This is a genomic window from Paracoccus aurantiacus (assembly GCF_007993065.1).
GTDB lineage: Bacteria > Pseudomonadota > Alphaproteobacteria > Rhodobacterales > Rhodobacteraceae > Paracoccus > Paracoccus aurantiacus.
In genome coordinates, this window is record NZ_VOPL01000002.1 from 357,220 (window position 1) to 373,344 (window position 16,125).

Annotated in this window: 17 protein-coding genes; 11 read left to right on the forward strand and 6 right to left on the reverse strand. The window is 62.5% G+C overall.

Annotation, left to right across the window (positions count from 1 at the left end; translation table 11 throughout):
• Nucleotides 1-187 precede the first annotated feature (187 nt).
• On the forward strand, nt 188-1,567 hold the full coding sequence (locus FQV27_RS07260; RefSeq protein WP_147097399.1) for an ammonium transporter: 1,380 nt from the start codon (nt 188-190) through the stop codon (nt 1,565-1,567).
• A 70-nt stretch (nt 1,568-1,637) separates the two neighbouring features.
• Here the strand turns inward: FQV27_RS07260 and FQV27_RS07265 are convergent, their stop codons facing one another.
• A complete protein-coding gene (locus FQV27_RS07265; RefSeq protein ID WP_147097191.1) occupies nt 1,638-2,636 on the reverse strand; it encodes a polyprenyl synthetase family protein in 999 nt (332 codons plus the stop codon).
• A gap of 72 nt (nt 2,637-2,708) precedes the next feature.
• On the opposite strand from FQV27_RS07265, the gene FQV27_RS07270 reads away from it, so the two are divergent.
• From FQV27_RS07270 to FQV27_RS07280, 3 genes are all read left to right on the forward strand, one after another.
• Entirely contained in the window at nt 2,709-2,918 is a 210-nt protein-coding gene (locus tag FQV27_RS07270; RefSeq protein WP_147097192.1) for a putative signal transducing protein, read from the forward strand.
• On the forward strand, nt 2,911-3,663 hold the full coding sequence (locus tag FQV27_RS07275; RefSeq protein WP_147097193.1) for a tRNA1(Val) (adenine(37)-N6)-methyltransferase: 753 nt from the start codon (nt 2,911-2,913) through the stop codon (nt 3,661-3,663). The genes FQV27_RS07270 and FQV27_RS07275 overlap by 8 nt, the downstream gene beginning before the upstream one ends.
• Before the next feature lie 64 nt (nt 3,664-3,727).
• Nucleotides 3,728-3,892, forward strand: a complete 165-nt coding sequence (locus FQV27_RS07280) for a YdcH family protein (protein ID WP_147097194.1) — start codon at nt 3,728-3,730, stop codon at nt 3,890-3,892.
• A 133-nt stretch (nt 3,893-4,025) separates the two neighbouring features.
• On the opposite strand, the gene phbB is transcribed toward FQV27_RS07280, so the two are convergent.
• From phbB to FQV27_RS07295, 3 genes are all read right to left on the reverse strand, one after another.
• Nucleotides 4,026-4,751 (reverse strand): acetoacetyl-CoA reductase, encoded by a 726-nt coding sequence (phbB, locus tag FQV27_RS07285; protein WP_147097195.1) that lies wholly within the window; start codon nt 4,749-4,751, stop codon nt 4,026-4,028.
• A gap of 100 nt (nt 4,752-4,851) precedes the next feature.
• On the reverse strand, nt 4,852-6,024 hold the full coding sequence (locus tag FQV27_RS07290) for an acetyl-CoA C-acetyltransferase (RefSeq protein WP_147097196.1): 1,173 nt from the start codon (nt 6,022-6,024) through the stop codon (nt 4,852-4,854).
• Nucleotides 6,025-6,282: 258 nt separating this feature from the next.
• On the reverse strand, nt 6,283-7,104 hold the full coding sequence (locus FQV27_RS07295) for an EAL domain-containing protein (protein WP_147097197.1): 822 nt from the start codon (nt 7,102-7,104) through the stop codon (nt 6,283-6,285).
• 84 nt (nt 7,105-7,188) lie between these two features.
• Here FQV27_RS07295 and FQV27_RS07300 point away from each other — a divergent pair, with 84 nt between their 5' ends.
• A complete protein-coding gene (locus tag FQV27_RS07300; protein WP_147097198.1) occupies nt 7,189-7,773 on the forward strand; it encodes a DNA-3-methyladenine glycosylase I in 585 nt (194 codons plus the stop codon).
• Here FQV27_RS07300 and FQV27_RS07305 read toward each other — a convergent pair.
• Nucleotides 7,751-8,308 carry a TlpA disulfide reductase family protein gene (locus FQV27_RS07305; RefSeq protein WP_186827246.1) on the reverse strand — a complete coding sequence of 186 codons (558 nt, stop codon included), beginning with the start codon at nt 8,306-8,308 and terminating at the stop codon, nt 7,751-7,753. The two genes, FQV27_RS07300 and FQV27_RS07305, sit on opposite strands and share 23 nt — an antisense overlap.
• 23 nt (nt 8,309-8,331) lie before the next feature.
• Between FQV27_RS07305 and argH the strand changes: the two genes are divergently transcribed.
• The 6 genes from argH to mscL all read left to right on the forward strand — a co-directional run bounded on the left by argH (nt 8,332) and on the right by mscL (nt 14,797).
• Complete coding sequence (gene argH / locus FQV27_RS07310) at nt 8,332-9,735, forward strand: argininosuccinate lyase (protein ID WP_147097199.1); 1,404 nt, start codon at nt 8,332-8,334, stop codon at nt 9,733-9,735.
• Nucleotides 9,732-9,875 carry a hypothetical protein gene (locus FQV27_RS18840; protein ID WP_186827247.1) on the forward strand — a complete coding sequence of 48 codons (144 nt, stop codon included), beginning with the start codon at nt 9,732-9,734 and terminating at the stop codon, nt 9,873-9,875. The genes argH and FQV27_RS18840 overlap by 4 nt, the downstream gene beginning before the upstream one ends.
• Nucleotides 9,876-9,888: 13 nt before the next feature.
• A complete protein-coding gene (locus FQV27_RS07315; RefSeq protein ID WP_147097200.1) occupies nt 9,889-10,128 on the forward strand; it encodes a DUF2834 domain-containing protein in 240 nt (79 codons plus the stop codon).
• Nucleotides 10,128-11,396: a diaminopimelate decarboxylase gene (lysA, locus tag FQV27_RS07320; RefSeq protein WP_147097201.1), complete on the forward strand. Its 1,269-nt coding sequence runs from the start codon at nt 10,128-10,130 to the stop codon at nt 11,394-11,396. The genes FQV27_RS07315 and lysA overlap by 1 nt, the downstream gene beginning before the upstream one ends.
• A 64-nt stretch (nt 11,397-11,460) precedes the next feature.
• The gene (locus FQV27_RS07325; RefSeq protein ID WP_147097202.1) at nt 11,461-14,088 is read left to right on the forward strand and encodes a DUF4175 domain-containing protein; all 2,628 of its coding nucleotides are present in this window, start codon (nt 11,461-11,463) and stop codon (nt 14,086-14,088) included.
• Between the two features lie 268 nt (nt 14,089-14,356).
• Nucleotides 14,357-14,797 carry a large conductance mechanosensitive channel protein MscL gene (gene mscL, locus FQV27_RS07330; protein WP_147097203.1) on the forward strand — a complete coding sequence of 147 codons (441 nt, stop codon included), beginning with the start codon at nt 14,357-14,359 and terminating at the stop codon, nt 14,795-14,797.
• Nucleotides 14,798-14,877: 80 nt separating this feature from the next.
• Here the strand turns inward: mscL and ald are convergent, their stop codons facing one another.
• A complete protein-coding gene (gene ald / locus FQV27_RS07335) occupies nt 14,878-15,990 on the reverse strand; it encodes an alanine dehydrogenase (protein ID WP_147097204.1) in 1,113 nt (370 codons plus the stop codon).
• Nucleotides 15,991-16,125: the final 135 nt, after the last annotated feature.

Below are 16,125 nucleotides of genomic sequence, written 5' to 3' on the forward strand. Positions count from 1 at the left end.
ATGTGATATGCCTGAAAAGCGGGCATACAGGCTGTAATTCGCCCATTTTCTGATCGAATCCGGTTTCCGACCTGCCCACAGTCTGCTGAAGGCTTGAGCATCAAGGGGTTGATCCGCCTTCTGGGCCAAATTGCTGCACGGAATGGTGCGGCTGTTTCGAACGAAAAGGTGATGCCGTATGAGACAGATGATCCCCCTCGCAATCGCCCTCGCCGTGCTGGCGGGGGGCGCGCATGCGCAGGATGCCGCCGCTGCGGTGCCGGTGCCGGACAAGGGCGACACGACCTGGATGCTGCTGTCCGGGATACTGGTCATGATGATGACTATTCCGGGGCTCGCGCTGTTCTATGGCGGGCTGGTGCGGTCCAAGAACGTGCTGTCGGTGCTGATGCAGGTTCTGACGACATTCTGTGTCATGTCGCTTCTCTGGGTCATGTTTGGCTATTCGCTGGCCTTTACCGGCGCAGGCGACGCGGCCTCTGCCGGGGCGCTGACGCCATATATCGGCGGCTTCTCTAAGGCCTTCCTGGCTGGTGTCACACCATCGTCGATCGCTGAAACATTCTCTGCCGGGGTCTATATTCCGGAACTCAGCTTCGTGATCTTCCAGCTCGCCTTTGCCTGCATCGCCCCCGCGCTGATCGTCGGTGCCACGGCAGAGCGGCTGAAGTTCCCGGCCATTCTGGTCTTTGTGATTATCTGGTTCTTCTTTTCCTATCTGCCGATGGCCCACATGGTCTGGTGGTGGGGCGGCCCGAGCGCCTATGACGCGCCGTCGGGGCTGCTGTTCGGTCACGGCGCGCTCGACTTCGCGGGCGGCACGGTCATCCATATCAATGCAGGGATCGCGGGACTTGTGGCTGCCTATGTGGCGGGCCCGCGCCTTGGCTACAAACGAGAGCTGCTGGCCCCGCATAACCTGACATTCACCCTGATCGGTGGCTGCCTTCTCTGGATTGGCTGGTTCGGTTTCAACGCCGGCTCGAACCTCGAATCCAATGGGCTGACGGCAATGGCGCTGCTGAATACGGTCGTCGCCCCAGCCGCCGCAGCCCTTGCATGGAGCGTCGGCGAATGGATCACGCGTGGCCACCCCTCGCTTCTGGGCGCGGTTTCGGGTGTCGTCGCGGGTCTTGTCGGGATTACCCCCGCGGCAGGCTTCGTCGGTCCGATGGGGGCAATCGTGATCGGGCTTGCCTCTGGCTTCATCTGCCTTTGGGCGGTGATCTGGCTGAAGGGCCGGATGGGCATTGACGACAGCCTTGATGTGTTCGGCATTCACGGTGTCGGTGGCATCGTCGGTGCGATCCTGACGGGCGTGTTCGCCGCACCCTCGCTGGGTGGCGCAGGGATCTGGGACTATGCGACCGGGCAAGCGGGCGAATTCGCGATAGGCCACCAGGTCTATGTCCAGACGCTGGGCGTCGTGATCTGCATCGTTTGGTCGGCGGTCGTGTCCTTCATCGCCATACATATCGTGAAGGCGCTGATGGGCCTTCGCGTCGAACAGAATGACGAGCGTCAGGGTCTCGACATCACAACCCACGGCGAAAACGCTTACAACTAAAGGCGATATTCAACGCGAAAGGCCCGGCAATGCCGGGCCTTTTTCGTTTCCGGATCTCGGGTCGCGGATCTCAGGCGATCCGCATGACCACAAATTCCGCAAGCTCATCCAGCAGCTCACGAATTTCGTTATCAGGCAGCGTCTCAAGGGCCGAGCGCGCCTTGGCCGACCACGCAAGCGCATCGTCACGCGCTGATTCCAGCGCGCCGTGGCGCGTCATGATACGCAGCGCCTCGTCCAGATCGCCGTCGCGCTGATCGCCCTTCTCGATGGTCCGCCGCCAGAACGCCAGTTCCTGCTCATCAGCGCGCGCAAGGGCCTTGATCACCGGCAAGGTCAGCTTGCGCTCGCGGAAGTCGTCGCCGGTATTCTTGCCGATCGCAGCGCTGCTGCCGCCGTAATCAAGCAGGTCGTCGGCAATCTGGAACGCAATCCCAAGCGCATCGCCGAAATCGAACAAAGCCTTGACCCGTGCCTCATCCGCCCCGGCAATGACGGCGCCGACCTCTGTCGCGGCGGAAAACAGCGCCGCGGTCTTGCCGCGAATGACCTGCAGGTAAACGCTTTCGTCAGTCGCGATGTCCTGTGCCGCGCTGAGCTGCAGCACCTCGCCTTCCGAAATGGTGGCCGAGGCATTCGACAGAATTTCCAGCACTCGCATGACCCCGGTATCGGTCATCAGCTGGAAGGCGCGCGCAAGCAGATAATCGCCGACCAGAACGCTGGACTTGTTATCCCAAAGCAGATTTGCCGTTGGTCGACCGCGGCGCTGCTCGCTTTCATCGACGACATCGTCATGCAGCAGGGTCGCCGTGTGAATGAACTCCACCGTTGCGGCGAGGTGGATGTGATACGGCCCCTGATAATCGAACAGCTTCGCTGCAGCCAGCGTAAGCAACGGGCGCAGACGCTTGCCGCCGGCCTCGACCAGATGGGCAGTCACTTCGGGGATTCGCGGGGCATGACGAGACGCCATACGTTCGCGGATCAGCGTATTGACGGCCGCCATTTCCGGGCCAAGCAGGCCCGAGAGGCGGTCAATCGGGCTCTCGGTTACGGCTGCATCCATGACACTTCCCTTTCCTGGCAGCCAATTGCCACGCGATGGACAGCGGCGCAACTGCCCGTTAGCCTCTGACGCATGAAAGAACTGCTTCGCACCACCGATCCGCTGCAATTGATGCGCGCGCAGGACGTTCTGCGCGTTGACGGAATCGAAAGCTATGCGCTGGATCAGCATATGAGCGTGCTTGAAGGGTCGATCGGTGTGGTGCCACGTCGCCTGATGGTCGCGGATCGCGACCTTTTTCTGGCAAAGGCGATTCTGCGGGATCACGCGCTGGATGGCTGAAAGCCGTGTTGACGACTTCCTTGGCGGTCGATTGCGAATCGAACAGCCCTGCTCGGGCTATCGGGCAGGTGCCGATGCGGTAATGCTGGCTGCTGCCTGTCCGGCCAGACCTGGCGAATCGGTGCTGGAACTGGGCTGTGGGGCAGGTGTGGCGTCGCTTTGTCTTGCCGCGCGGGTGCCGGGCGCCGTGCTGACCGGGATTGAACGCGATCACGACTATGCCGCATTCGCCCGCAGCAATGCAAAGCGGAACAGCATGGCCTTCCACGTGGTGGTCAGCGATCTTGCCGAAATGCCGCGTGATCTGCGCGAAACCCGTTTCGATCACGTGATGATGAACCCCCCGTTTTTTCCCGATGGCACGCGTTCGCCAGATGCGACGCGCGCGACGGCAAGGCATGAGGAGACGCCGCTTGCGACATGGATGGATGTTGGCCTCCGGCGGCTTCTGCCGGGCGGAACCATGACGATCATTCACCTCGCTCAGCGTCTCGACAGCATTCTGCAGGCGCTGGCTGGTCGTGCTGGGGCTGTCGCCATACTGCCGATCGCCGCACGCAAAGGCCGTGATGCAGGCCGCGTCATCGTGCAGGCACGGAAGGGCGCGCGCGGTCCCCTGCGGTTGCTGCCGCCATTCATCATGCATGAAGGCCAGGCACATTTGCGCGATGCCGAAAGTCTGACGGCCGACGCGCAGGCAGTCCTGCGCCATGCTGTCGCATTACTGTTAAATTCCCGTGTTTAAGGGTGACAGAATCGTTCTTCTGTGCTGGAATCAAGATGTTCGACAAGCGTACAGGAGGACTAATATGTCGGTCGATGCTCACATCGAAATGCTCCGTGAAAAGCATGACAAGGTTTCTAGGGCCGTGGAACAGGCGCAACGTGCGCCCGGCAGCTCCGATTTCGAAATCGCAGAGATGAAGCGCGAAAAGCTGCGCTTAAAGGAAGAAATCACACGCCTGAACGCCTGAACGACAGTAGTTTTTGAACGTCGGCCCGCGCGATTTGCGCGGGCCTTCTTTATTGGACTGGCGCCTGCCGCGAAGATCACGAAAAAGGCCGGCCCTGTTTACAGAGCCGGCCAGCATTGAGCGCACTTCGCGATCAGGAGAAGAACTGAGCGCCGTTCGCGGAAATTGTCGAGCCAGAGATGAAACCTGCATCATCAGAGGCGAGGAACACCACGCAGCGCGCGATTTCCTCTGGTTCACCAAGGCGTCCGACCGGAATTTGCGGAATGATGCGCTCGTTCAGCACTTTCTCGTCGATCGCACGCACCATCTCGGTTCCGATATAGCCCGGCGCGATAGCGTTGACTGTAATGCCAGCGCGCGCACCCTCCTGAGCCAAGGCGCGGGTGAAGCCGATATCGCCGGCTTTCGCGGCGGAATAATTCGCCTGACCTGCCTGACCCTTCTGCCCATTGACCGAACTGATATTCACGATCCGGCCGAACTTGCGGTCGCGCATGCCGCCCCACACGCCATGCGTCATGTTGAACAGCCCGGTGAGGTTCGTGTCGATCACCTCTTTCCACTGCTGCGGCGACATCTTGTGAAACATGGCGTCGCGGGTGATGCCGGCATTGTTGACCAGAACCGCAATCTCGCCGAGCTCATCCTCGACCTGCTTGATCCCGGCGGCGCAGGCATCGTAATCGGCGACCGACCATTTATAGGTCTTTATGCCGGTTTCGTCAGTGAAAGCCTTCGCCGCTTCGTCATTGCCTGCATAGTTGGCGGCAACGGTGAAACCGGCATCTTTCAAAGCTCTGGAAATTGCCGCGCCGATTCCGCGCGACCCCCCGGTGACGATGGCAACCTTGGACATGTTTCCCCCTCCTCAAGCTTGTTCAGTGAAATATTGCTAATTGCCCGGGGCATAATGCGCAAGATCATTGCGCATTATGCCCCGGCGTGATCGAATCAGTTCAGCGTTCGACGCAAAGCGCGACGCCCATGCCGCCGCCGATGCACAGCGTGGCGAGCCCTTTTTTCGCGTCGCGACGCGCCATTTCGAACAGCAGCGTATTCAGAATGCGTGCGCCCGATGCGCCGATGGGGTGCCCGATTGCAATGGCACCGCCGTTGACGTTGACGATTGCGGGATCCCACTCCATGTCCTTGTTCACGGCGAGCGCCTGCGCAGCAAATGCCTCGTTCGCTTCGACAAGGTCGAGATCGCCGACCTTCCAGCCCGCCCTTTCCAGTGCGCGGCGGCTGGCCGGGATCGGACCCGTGCCCATGATTGCAGGATCAAGCCCTGCCGTTGCATAGGACGCGATGCGGGCAAGCGGGGTCAGACCGCGGCGCGCCGCCTCTTCTTCGGTCATTACCATGACGGCGGCGGCACCATCATTCAGGCCCGATGCATTGCCTGCCGTGACGCTGCCCTCTTTCGCAAAGGCCGGGCGCAGCTTCTGCATCGCCTCGATATTGGCGCCGTCACGGATATATTCATCATCCTCGACAACGACATCGCCCTTGCGGCCCTTCACTGTGAACGGAACGATCTCGTCCTTGAACCTGCCATCTTTCTTAGCCGCTTCAGCCTTGTTCTGGCTGGCGACTGCGAATTCGTCCTGGGCCTCGCGGGTAATTCCCCACTTTTCTGCGACATTTTCGGCGGTCTGACCCATGTGATAGTTGTTGAACGCGTCCCAGAGGCCGTCCTTGATCATCGTGTCGGTCATCTTCATGTCGCCCATTTTCTGACCCGAGCGCAGATAGGCTGCGTGGGCGGCAAGCGACATCGATTCCTGACCACCAGCGAGAACGACCTGCGCGTCCCCCAGAATGACCTGCTGCGCGGCAAGCGCCACGGCACGCAGCCCGGACCCGCAGACCTGGTTGATCAGCCATGCGGCAGCTTCTTTCGGCAGCCCCGCATTGATATGTGCCTGACGGCCCGGATTCTGGCCCTGACCGGCGGTCAGCACCTGACCCAGAATGGTTTCGCTTACGTCGGCGGGGTCGATGCCGGCGCGCTTGACCACTTCGGCCAGTACCGCCGCGCCAAGGTCATGCGCAGGAATATTGGCGAAGGAGCCCATGAAGCTGCCCACGGGCGTGCGGGCGGCTGAGACGATTACAGCATTTGTCATGAAAGGGTCCTCTCGGATTTTGCAGGCGTGCCGGCGCGGTGCCGTTCCCTTTCAACATGCCGAACTGCGACGCAGCGTCAAGGCAGAGTCCGGACAACGGCGCATTGATCTGAGAGGATTTTTGTGCTGCGCCGCAGAAAATTATGCTGGTGCAAAGCCCGTATCAGCCCTGCCTGTCGACGCGCCGCTGATGCGTCGAACGAAGCCAGGCCGTGCAGCATAGCAAGCCCGTCAGGCCGCAACCGAGTCGGCTTGCGATCAGCGGCGGGCAGCCTTTGGCGTTGACCAGGGCGGGGTGATCGTCGGCGCGCCGAAGTAATAGCCCTGCAGACAATCTATTCCCATATCGATCAGATAGGCAGCGTCGTCCGCCGTCTCGACCGATTCGGCGACAGTGAACATATCGAAGTGATGCGCGATGGCCTGCAATGCGGCGGTCAGAACCTGATTGTCCGGCTGTCCAGCGATCTTGCGGATGAACTGGCCGTCGATCTTGATCATGTCAAAGCTGAATTCGCGCAGATATCTGAACGAGGTATAACCCGCGCCGAAATCGTCGAGCGCGAAGCTGGTGCCGCGCTGCTGCAGGTCGCGCATGAACGGCACCACCTTTCCCGGCATGTCCATTGCCGAGCTTTCGGTGACTTCAAGGATCAGGCGCTCGGCGATCTGCTCATCCCTCATCAGCCCGCTGCGCAGCGTTTCCATCCACAGAGGATGCCCGATCGAGCGCGCCGACATGTTGACCGACAGGCGCAGGCAGGGGTCCTGCTGAAGCGCGCTGAGACCCAGTGTCAGCGCGGTGCAATCTATCTGCCGGCCAAGCTCCGTCGTTTCCGCCGCAGGCATGAAGTCGCGCAGCGGCACGAATCGCCCGGTATCGTCGATGACGCGGATCAGCCCTTCGTGAAATGCGGCAAGGCCGGGCCGGTCCGCTTGCACGATCGGCTGATAGGCAAGGACGCCGTCGCCCGAGGCGATCGCACGTTCGACGACGTCAAGCGTCAGGCGCGTCTTGCGTTCAATCACATAATCCAACGCCGAGGCGTTCCCGGCAATATCATCTTGCTGCCAATCCATAACGACCGAATCCTTGCTGTCTTTCTGCAGTCTCGCGATGATGTCTTAAGATCGGATGAAGCCCGAATGGATTTGGAATTAAGGATGAATCGAATGACCGAGCGTTGCGGTTGGTGCGGAACAGACCCGATCTATGTGGAATATCACGATACCGAATGGGGCGTCCCGGAATATGACCCGCGCGCGCTGTGGGAAAAGCTGGTGCTGGATGGGTTTCAGGCCGGGCTCAGCTGGATCACGATCCTGCGCAAGCGTGACACGTTCAGAGAGGTTTTCGAAGAATTCGACCCCGAGCGAGTGGCCCGCTGGGACGAGAAAAATATTGAAAAAGCGCTGCAAAATCCTGGAATCATCCGCCATCGCGGCAAGATCGAGGCGACCGTGAAGGGCGCGCGCCGGTTTCTGGAAATCGAATCGGCCGAGGGATTCACGCCCTGGATGTGGGGATTTGTCGGCGGCGCGCCGATCCAGAACGACTGGACCAGCCTCGCGCAGGTTCCGGCATCGACCGAACAATCAGTGGCAATGTCGAAGGCGCTGAAAAAGCGCGGTTTCAACTTCTGCGGGCCGGTGATCTGCTATGCCTTCATGCAGGCGGTCGGTATGGTCAATGACCACATAACGACCTGCCACTGTCACCAGAAGGTCAGGGCGCTTTCAGTTCGTTGACCACGTCTTTCGCGGTATCCGAGGCCCAGTCGGCCGGCCCCATCAGCCGCGCGACCTCCTTGCCGTCAGCGTCGATCAGGATCGTCGCGGGCAGCGCGAGCACGCCGAATTCGCGGGCGAGTTTCTGGCGCGGGTCCAACAGGACAGGCAACGCGTCTATCTCGGCTTCCTTAAGGAATTTTTCGATGGCCCTTGGCGGGTTCCGGCCTGCGGCGATGGTCAGAACCTCGAAACCTTCGCCGCCAAATTCTTTCTGAAGGCTGTTCAGCGCCGGCATCTCCTCCCGGCAGGGTGCGCACCAGGTTGCCCAGAAATTGACCAGCAGCGCCGTGCCACGATGATCGGACAGCCGGTACTCGGCGCCCTCCTGATCGGTGTATGGCGTGTCAGAGACCTGCTCTCCACTGCCGGCTGCAAGTTCCAGTCCACCCGCCTTGGCGGCGGCAAGGTCGATTTCCCCGGCAAGCGTACTTCCAGCGACAGCCATGTTTGCACCGGCAGCAAGCGCCGTATAAAGGATCAGCATACGCAGCATCTTCAACCTTTCGGACCAGACAGATGACCGACGCCAAGACCCCCAACGACACCGCGAATGCCATGTGGGGCGGGCGCTTCGCCGCTGGTCCCGACGCGATCATGACGGCGATCAACGCCTCGATCGGGTTTGACCGGCGGCTTTACGCCCAGGATATCCGGGGCAGCCGGGCCCATGCCGCGATGTTGGCGGCGCAGGGCATCATCACGTCTAAAGATGCCGATGCGATCCGGGAAGGCCTGCTCACCGTATTGTCAGAGATCGAGGGCGGGGATTTCCCCTTCAGCGAGGCGCTGGAGGATATTCACATGAATGTCGAGGCGCGCCTGAAGGAAATCATCGGCGAACCTGCGGGCCGCCTGCATACCGGTCGGTCGCGCAACGATCAGGTGGCGACGGATTTCCGGCTGTGGGTGCGCGATCAATGCGATGCCGCGATCGGCGGGCTGCGCGCGCTGATCGGCGCGGCGCTGGCGCAGGCACAGGCCGGGGCCGATTGGGTGATGCCGGGCTTTACCCATTTGCAGACCGCGCAGCCGGTGACCTGGGGGCATCACATGATGGCCTATGTGGAAATGTTCGGGCGTGACCTTGGCCGCTTTCAGGACGCGCGCAAGCGCATGAACGAATCGCCGTTGGGTGCCGCTGCCTTGGCAGGCACCGGCTATCCCATCGACCGCGAGGCAACGGCACATGCTTTGGGTTTCGACCGCCCGATGGGCAACAGCCTCGATGCGGTCAGCGACCGCGATTTCGCACTGGAATTCCTGTCGGCGGCCAGCATCTGCGCGGTCCATCTGTCGCGCCTGTCAGAAGAACTGGTCATCTGGTCCTCGGCCCAGTTCCGCTTCGTGTCCATGTCCGACAAGTGGTCGACCGGCAGTTCCATCATGCCGCAGAAGCGCAACCCCGACGCGGCCGAACTGATCCGCGCCAAGATCGGCCGTATCCTTGGCGCGACCGTGGCGCTGTTCACCGTGATGAAGGGTCTGCCATTGGCCTATTCAAAGGACATGCAGGAAGACAAGGAACAGGTTTTTGACGCCGCCGACAGCCTGATGCTGGCGTTGGCGGCGATGGCGGGGATGCTGTCCGACCTGACTGCCAATCGCGAGAAGCTGGAAGCCGCGGCATCTGCCGGATTTTCCACCGCCACCGATCTGGCCGACTGGCTGGTGCGCGAGGCCGGGCTGGCCTTTCGCGATGCTCATCACGTCACCGGCTCGCTGGTGGCAATGGCGGAAGGGAAGGGCGTCGATTTGCCCGACCTGACGCTGGCGGACATGCAGTCGGTTCATGCGGCGATCACCGAGGATGTCTTCAACGTGCTGGGCGTTCACAATTCGGTCGCTTCCCGGCAAAGCTATGGCGGAACTGCGCCCGATCAGGTTCGCGCCCAGATTGCCCGCTGGAAGGAAATGCTGTGAAATCGCTTGCTATACTTGCGCTGCTGACCCTTGCCGCGTGTGGCGTCGACGGACCGCCGGTCCGGCCCGACCCTGAGACGCCACCGCCGGGCCTCACTGTGTCCGGGGACGCGCGCATCGGTGTGGCGACGACGCTGTAATGGGCAACTGCCGATGACCCCGTTGCGCATCTGCTGGCTGATGCTGGCGCTGATCGGCGCGTGGCTGGGGCGTCATCTGGAAGCGCCGGATGCGACTGTCGTGATCGCGCTGGCAACGCTTGCCGTCTGGGTACTTGTCGAAACAATGGTGCGGCGCAACTGGCTGGCGCTGCTGACCTTCCCGGCAATGGCGCTTGGCATCGGCTGCGCGCTGCCGCTTTATCTTCTACTCCGCTCTCGCAGGATCGTCTGATGGACCATTTCAACTACAAAGACGGGGTGCTGTGCGCCGAAGACGTGCCCCTGACCCGCATCGCGGCCGAGGTCGGGACGCCGGTCTATGTCTATTCCGCAGCGACCCTGACCCGGCATTTCAATGTCTTTCAGGAGGCGTTGGAATGGGCGCCGGATCACCTGATCTGCTATGCGGTGAAGGCGAATTCCAACATCGCGGTGCTGAAACTGCTGGGCGATCTGGGTGCGGGGATGGACGTGGTCTCTATCGGCGAATATGCCCGTGCCCGCACGGCGGGCGTGCCGGGCGAGCGGATCGTCTTTTCCGGCGTCGGCAAGACGCGCAAGGAGATGCGGCTGGCGCTGGAAGGCGGCATCCGCCAGTTCAATGTCGAATCCGAACCGGAACTGCTGGCTTTGTCCGAGGTGGCTGCCTCGCTTGGCGTCAAGGCGCCCATCGCCATCCGTGTAAATCCGGATGTGGATGCAAAGACCCACGAAAAGATCGCCACCGGCAAATCCGAAAACAAGTTCGGCATCCCCATCGCCCGCGCGCGTGAGGTCTATGCCGCCGCCGCGAGTCTGCCGGGGATCGAGGTCGTCGGCATCGACATGCATATCGGCAGCCAGCTGACCGATCTGGACCCTTACCGTCAGGCCTATGCCAAGATGGCCGATCTGGCCCGCGCCCTGCGTGCCGATGGTCACAATATCCGCAGGCTCGACATGGGCGGGGGGCTTGGCATCCCCTATCGCCGCGACAATAACGCGCCGCCTTTGCCCATCGAATATGGTCAGGTGATCCGTGAAGCCGTAGGCGATCTGGATTGCGAGATCGAGATCGAGCCGGGCCGCAACATCGCCGGAAACGCGGGCCTTCTGCTGAGCGAGGTGATCTATGTGAAGCGCGGCGAGGGGCGCGATTTCCTGATCCTCGATGCGGCGATGAACGACCTGATCCGCCCGGCCATGTACGGCGCGCATCACGACATCGTCCCGGTGATTGAATCCGCGCCCGGCACGCCCGTTTCCGCATATGACGTGGTCGGTCCGATCTGCGAATCGGGCGATACCTTCCAGAAGGGCACGCAGCTGCCGCCGCCTGCGCCGGGCGATCTGATCGCCTTCCGCTCGGCCGGTGCATATGGCGCGGTGATGTCGTCTGAATACAATTCACGTCCGCTGGTGCCTGAAGTGCTGGTCGATGGCGACCGTTTTGCGGTCATTCGCCCGCGTCCGACGCTGGAAGACATGCTCTCGCGCGAGGCTTTGCCGGACTGGTTCTGATCACGCAGTAATCGCTTGCCGGATTGTCCCCCAAGCCGCAGGATAGGGGCTGAAAAGCCGCGCCATGACGACAGAACCGGATCAACATATCGCCGACGAGGCAGAGGCCGATCTGACCCTATCGGGGGGGCGGGGGCTTTCGCGTGCGCTGCGCCTGACCGGACTCGGCCTTTGGTGGGAGGCACTGGCACGCGCCTTTTGGCCTTTTGCGACGCTGGCGCTGCTTGTTCTCGCCGCGCTCAGCCTTGGACTCGTCGACCTGCTTGGCAGTGCGGCGCAGCCCTATGTGGTCTCTGGCATGGGTATCGCGCTGCTTGCGACCCTGATCTGGGGCGGGCTGCGCTTTCGCGCACCAGGAGCGGGTGCTGCGGCGCGGCGCGTGGATGCGACCCTGCCGGGGCGTCCGCTCTCGGCGCTTGACGACGAGCCGGCAATTGGCGGGGACGGGGCCCTTTGGCACGCCCACCGTGCGCAGATGGCGGCGCGGGCGTCGGCGGCGCGTGCGGTCGCGCCGGATGCAGGGCTGACAAGCCGCGATCCGTTCGCGCTGCGTCTTGCGGCGCTGACCGCGCTGGCAATGGCGGTGCTGTTCGGAAGCGCGGGAAATCTCGGGCAGGGTCTGGCCGCGCTGGCACCCAGCCGACCTGAGCTTCCCGATCAGCCTGTGACCAGCGGCCTTGGCTGGGAAGGCTGGGCCGAACCGCCTGCCTATACCCGCAAGCCGACGATTTATCTGAATAATCAACCAGACGGTGCATCGCTCGATCTGCCCGAGGGCACAACGATCAGTCTGCGCCTGTATGGCGATCCCGCCACGATCGAACAGGATATCGGCAACCCGGTTCCGGGCGGCGACGAGCTTGCGCCCGAATTCCGGGTCGAGCGTTCGGGTCAGTTTCGCATCGGCGGGCGCAGCTTCTCGGTCTCGGTCAGGCCGGATGACGCGCCGACGGTGTCGCTTGGACCGCCGGCGCAGCGCCGGGCCGACGGCCAGCTTGTCCAGCCCTTTCAGGCGGGCGACGATTATGGCGTGACCGAGGGCGTGGCGCAGATCACCCTGGATATGGCCAATATCGACCGCCGCTACGGCCTTGCGACAGAGCCAGAGCCTCGGGACATGCTGGTGGTGAAGCTTCCCCTGCGCGGGGCGCGCGCCGATGTCGAAGGGCAGCTGACCGCCGACCTCAAGAAACATGCCTGGGCCAACTTGCCGGTGCAAATTCGTCTGAACGTGCAGGATGGGATCGGGCAAAGCGGCCAGTCCGACGGCCTTTCGATGGAGCTTCCGGGACGGCGCTTCTTCGACCCCTTCGCCGCAGCGCTGATCGAATTGCGCCGCGACATCCTTTGGTCGCGCCGGAATGCGGCGAACTCGGCGCAGTTGCTGCGCGCGGTCCTGTGGCAGCCCGAAGGGGTGGTTGACCCAGCTGTGCTGCGCGATCTGCAGGCCGTGACGATGGGCCTTGAGACTGAAAATCTCAGCGATCTTCAGCGCGATGCACTGGCCGAGGCGCTGTGGCGTGTTGCCGTCCAACTGGAGGATGGCGGCCTGGCCGATGCGTTGGAGCGCATGCGTCGCGCGCAGGAGCGGCTGGCACAGGCGATGCGCCGCGGTGCGTCGCCCGACGAAATACGCGAGCTGATGGAGGAGCTGCGCCGCGCGACCGATGACTATCTGGACCGGCTTGCCGAACAGGGTCAGAACGACCCTTCGGACCGTTTCAACCGCGCCCCGGTCGAGATGATGTCGGGTGACCAGATCCAGCAGATGATGGACGAGATCCAGCGCTTGATGAACGAAGGCAAAATGGCCGAAGCCCAGGCCCTGCTGGAGCAGTTCAACCGCATGATGGAAAACATGCAGGTTCGCCGGACCGAGGGTGAAGGTCAGGGCCGGGGTCAGGGATCGACCGGGCGCATGGCCGAAACGCTGCGCGAACAGCAGGAGCTTGCCGACCGGGCCTTTCGGCGCATGCAGGACGAGTGGCTGGGCCTGGACGGTGAAAACCAGGGGCCGCAGGACAACGGTGGCCCGCAGGGCGAGCCGGGACAGCAGCAAGGTCAGGCTGGCACGGGCGATGAAATGCCCGGACAGAACGACGGACAGAACGGCGGGCAGGGTGGCGGCCAGCAGGGAAATCGCCCGCAGGATCTTGCGGATGAGCAGGGCCGCTTGCGTGACGACCTTGGCATGCAGCGCGGATTGCTGCCCGAACGTGGCACGCCAGAAGGCGACGCCGCAGGCGATGCGATGGACCGTGCCGGGCGCGCAATGCGCGACGCCGAGCAGGCGCTGCGCGATGGCGATATGGCCGGTGCAATGGACCGTCAGGCCGAAGCGATCGAAGCGCTGCGCGATGGTATTCGTGCGCTTGACCGCGGGCAGAACCAGCGAGCGGGCGAGCAGGGCGGTTCGGAAGGGCAGGGCCAATCGGATCAGGCGAACGGTCCTGATGGTCAGAACTCGTCTGGTCAGGACAGCGGCGGCAGGCTCGCGCAGCGTCGCGATCCGTTGGGCCGTGCCCTGCAGGGTCAGGGCGGCGGGATCGGGACGGACGATCCGCTTGCCGAAGGGGAATCCGACGATCACCGCGCCCGCGATCTGCAGGACGAAATCCGCCGCAGACTTGGTGAACATGACCGCCCGCAGGCAGAGCGTGACTATCTCGACCGGCTGATCGACCAGTTCTGAGGCCTGCGCGACGCGAACACTGCCAATCCTTGTTGCTTCGCAATGCCAGGCACAGGCACCGATAGCCTGTGCGCGATCTGCTAGGGTGCCGCTACGTCACAACGGCGCCCGGACTTCAAGCATTCGGCAAGTTTTGCTGAGAGAGAGCGGGCGCATGCGCGCGCTTCCGCAAAAAATGCGATCACGATGCTGTAACGTATTTCTTGATTTATGTTCGAAATGGTATAGGGGCGGCTGCCATGCGCGCGAACGAGGAAAGGTTAAACGCATGATCAAAGAGTTCAAGGAATTCATTGCCAAGGGCAATGTCATGGATATGGCCGTCGGCATCATCATCGGTGCTGCCTTCACGGCAATCGTTACCTCGCTGGTGTCGGACCTGATTAATCCGATCATCGGCGTCATCACCGGCGGCACCGACTTTTCCAGCAAATACGTGGTCCTGTCGGGCACTGCGCCGGAAGGCGCTTCGCTTCAGGCAGCACGTGACGCCGGTGCCAACGTCTTTGCCTACGGGGCGTTTTTCTCGGCCGTGATCAACTTCCTGATCATCGCTTTCGTGGTCTTCCTGCTAGTCAAGGCCGTCAACCGCATCAAGGACGGCGCAATCGGCAAGAAAGCCGAAGAGGAAGCCGCACCCGCCGGCCCGACCTCGGAAGAGCTTCTGGTTCAGATCCGCGACGAGCTGCGTGCACGTCCGACGGTCTGATCCATCACCCGAAGCCGACAGGGGCCGGAAGGGCGTAAGCCTTCCGGCCCTTTTTCATGCGACCGAGCAAGAGCGATCGCCTACAGCAGCGATTCGGGCGATATGCTTGGGCTACGCAGCGCCGCGCCAACCGGGGCAGAGGTCAGCTTGCCCTCATGCGTGGAAAGCCCCGCGCGCAGATGCGCGTCGTCATGCACCGCCTGTCGCCAGCCCTTGTCAGCGAGCGCGAGCACGAAGGGCAGTGTCGCATTGCCAAGCGCCTGGGTCGAACTGCGCGGCACTGCGCCGGGCATATTGGCAACGCAGTAGTGAACGATGCCGTCGACCTCGTAGATCGGGTCCTGATGGGTGGTCGGATGAGAGGTTTCGAAACAGCCGCCCTGGTCGATGGCGACATCGACAAGAACCGCGCCGGGCTTCATCGACGCAAGCTGCGCACGGCTGATAAGTTTGGGTGCGGCGGCACCCGGCACCAGAACCGCGCCGATGACCATGTCTGCGGCACGCAGCAGTTCCGCCGTCGCCGCGGCGGTCGCATATTGGGTCGTCAGCCGCCCCATGAAAATATCGTCAAGATATGAAAGCCGCGGGATCGAGCGGTCGAGCACCGTCACATTCGCCCCCATCCCAACGGCAACACGTGCCGCGGCCGTCCCGACGACCCCGCCGCCGATGATGATGACATTTGCGGGGCGCACGCCCGGCACGCCGCCAAGCAGCACGCCTTCACCGCCATTCGCCTTCTGTAGTGCCCAGGCGCCGGCCTGCGGGGCAAGTCTGCCGGCGACCTCTGACATCGGCGCAAGAAGCGGCAGGCCGCCGCGCGCATCGGTCACGGTCTCATAAGCGATCGAGGTGACGCCGCTGTCCAGAAGCTCTCGGGTCTGGTCCGGGTCTGGGGCAAGATGCAGATAGGTGAAAAGCAGTTGACCGCGGCGCAGCATGGCACGCTCCACCGCCTGCGGTTCCTTCACCTTGACGATCAATTCTGCCCGTTCGAACAGCGTTCGTGCATCGGGCACGATTTCGGCACCGGCGGCGATATACTGGTCGTCCGTATAGCCGGACCCGATGCCCGCGCCGGCCTGGATCAGCACCTTGTTACCATGTGCGACAGCCTCTCTCGCCGCGTCCGGGCGCAGGCCGACACGGAATTCCTGTGGTTTGATCTCGGTCGGGCAACCTATCAGCATCGCGCTCTCCTGTTGGTTCTGACTGGCGTATCGCCTTGTCACGAGAGTGACACGAATTGCCGTGCGGGTGCTTTCGATCTGGCGCTTGCCAGCACCTCTTGTTCGAAGAATATTGCGCCATATTGCAACTATGCC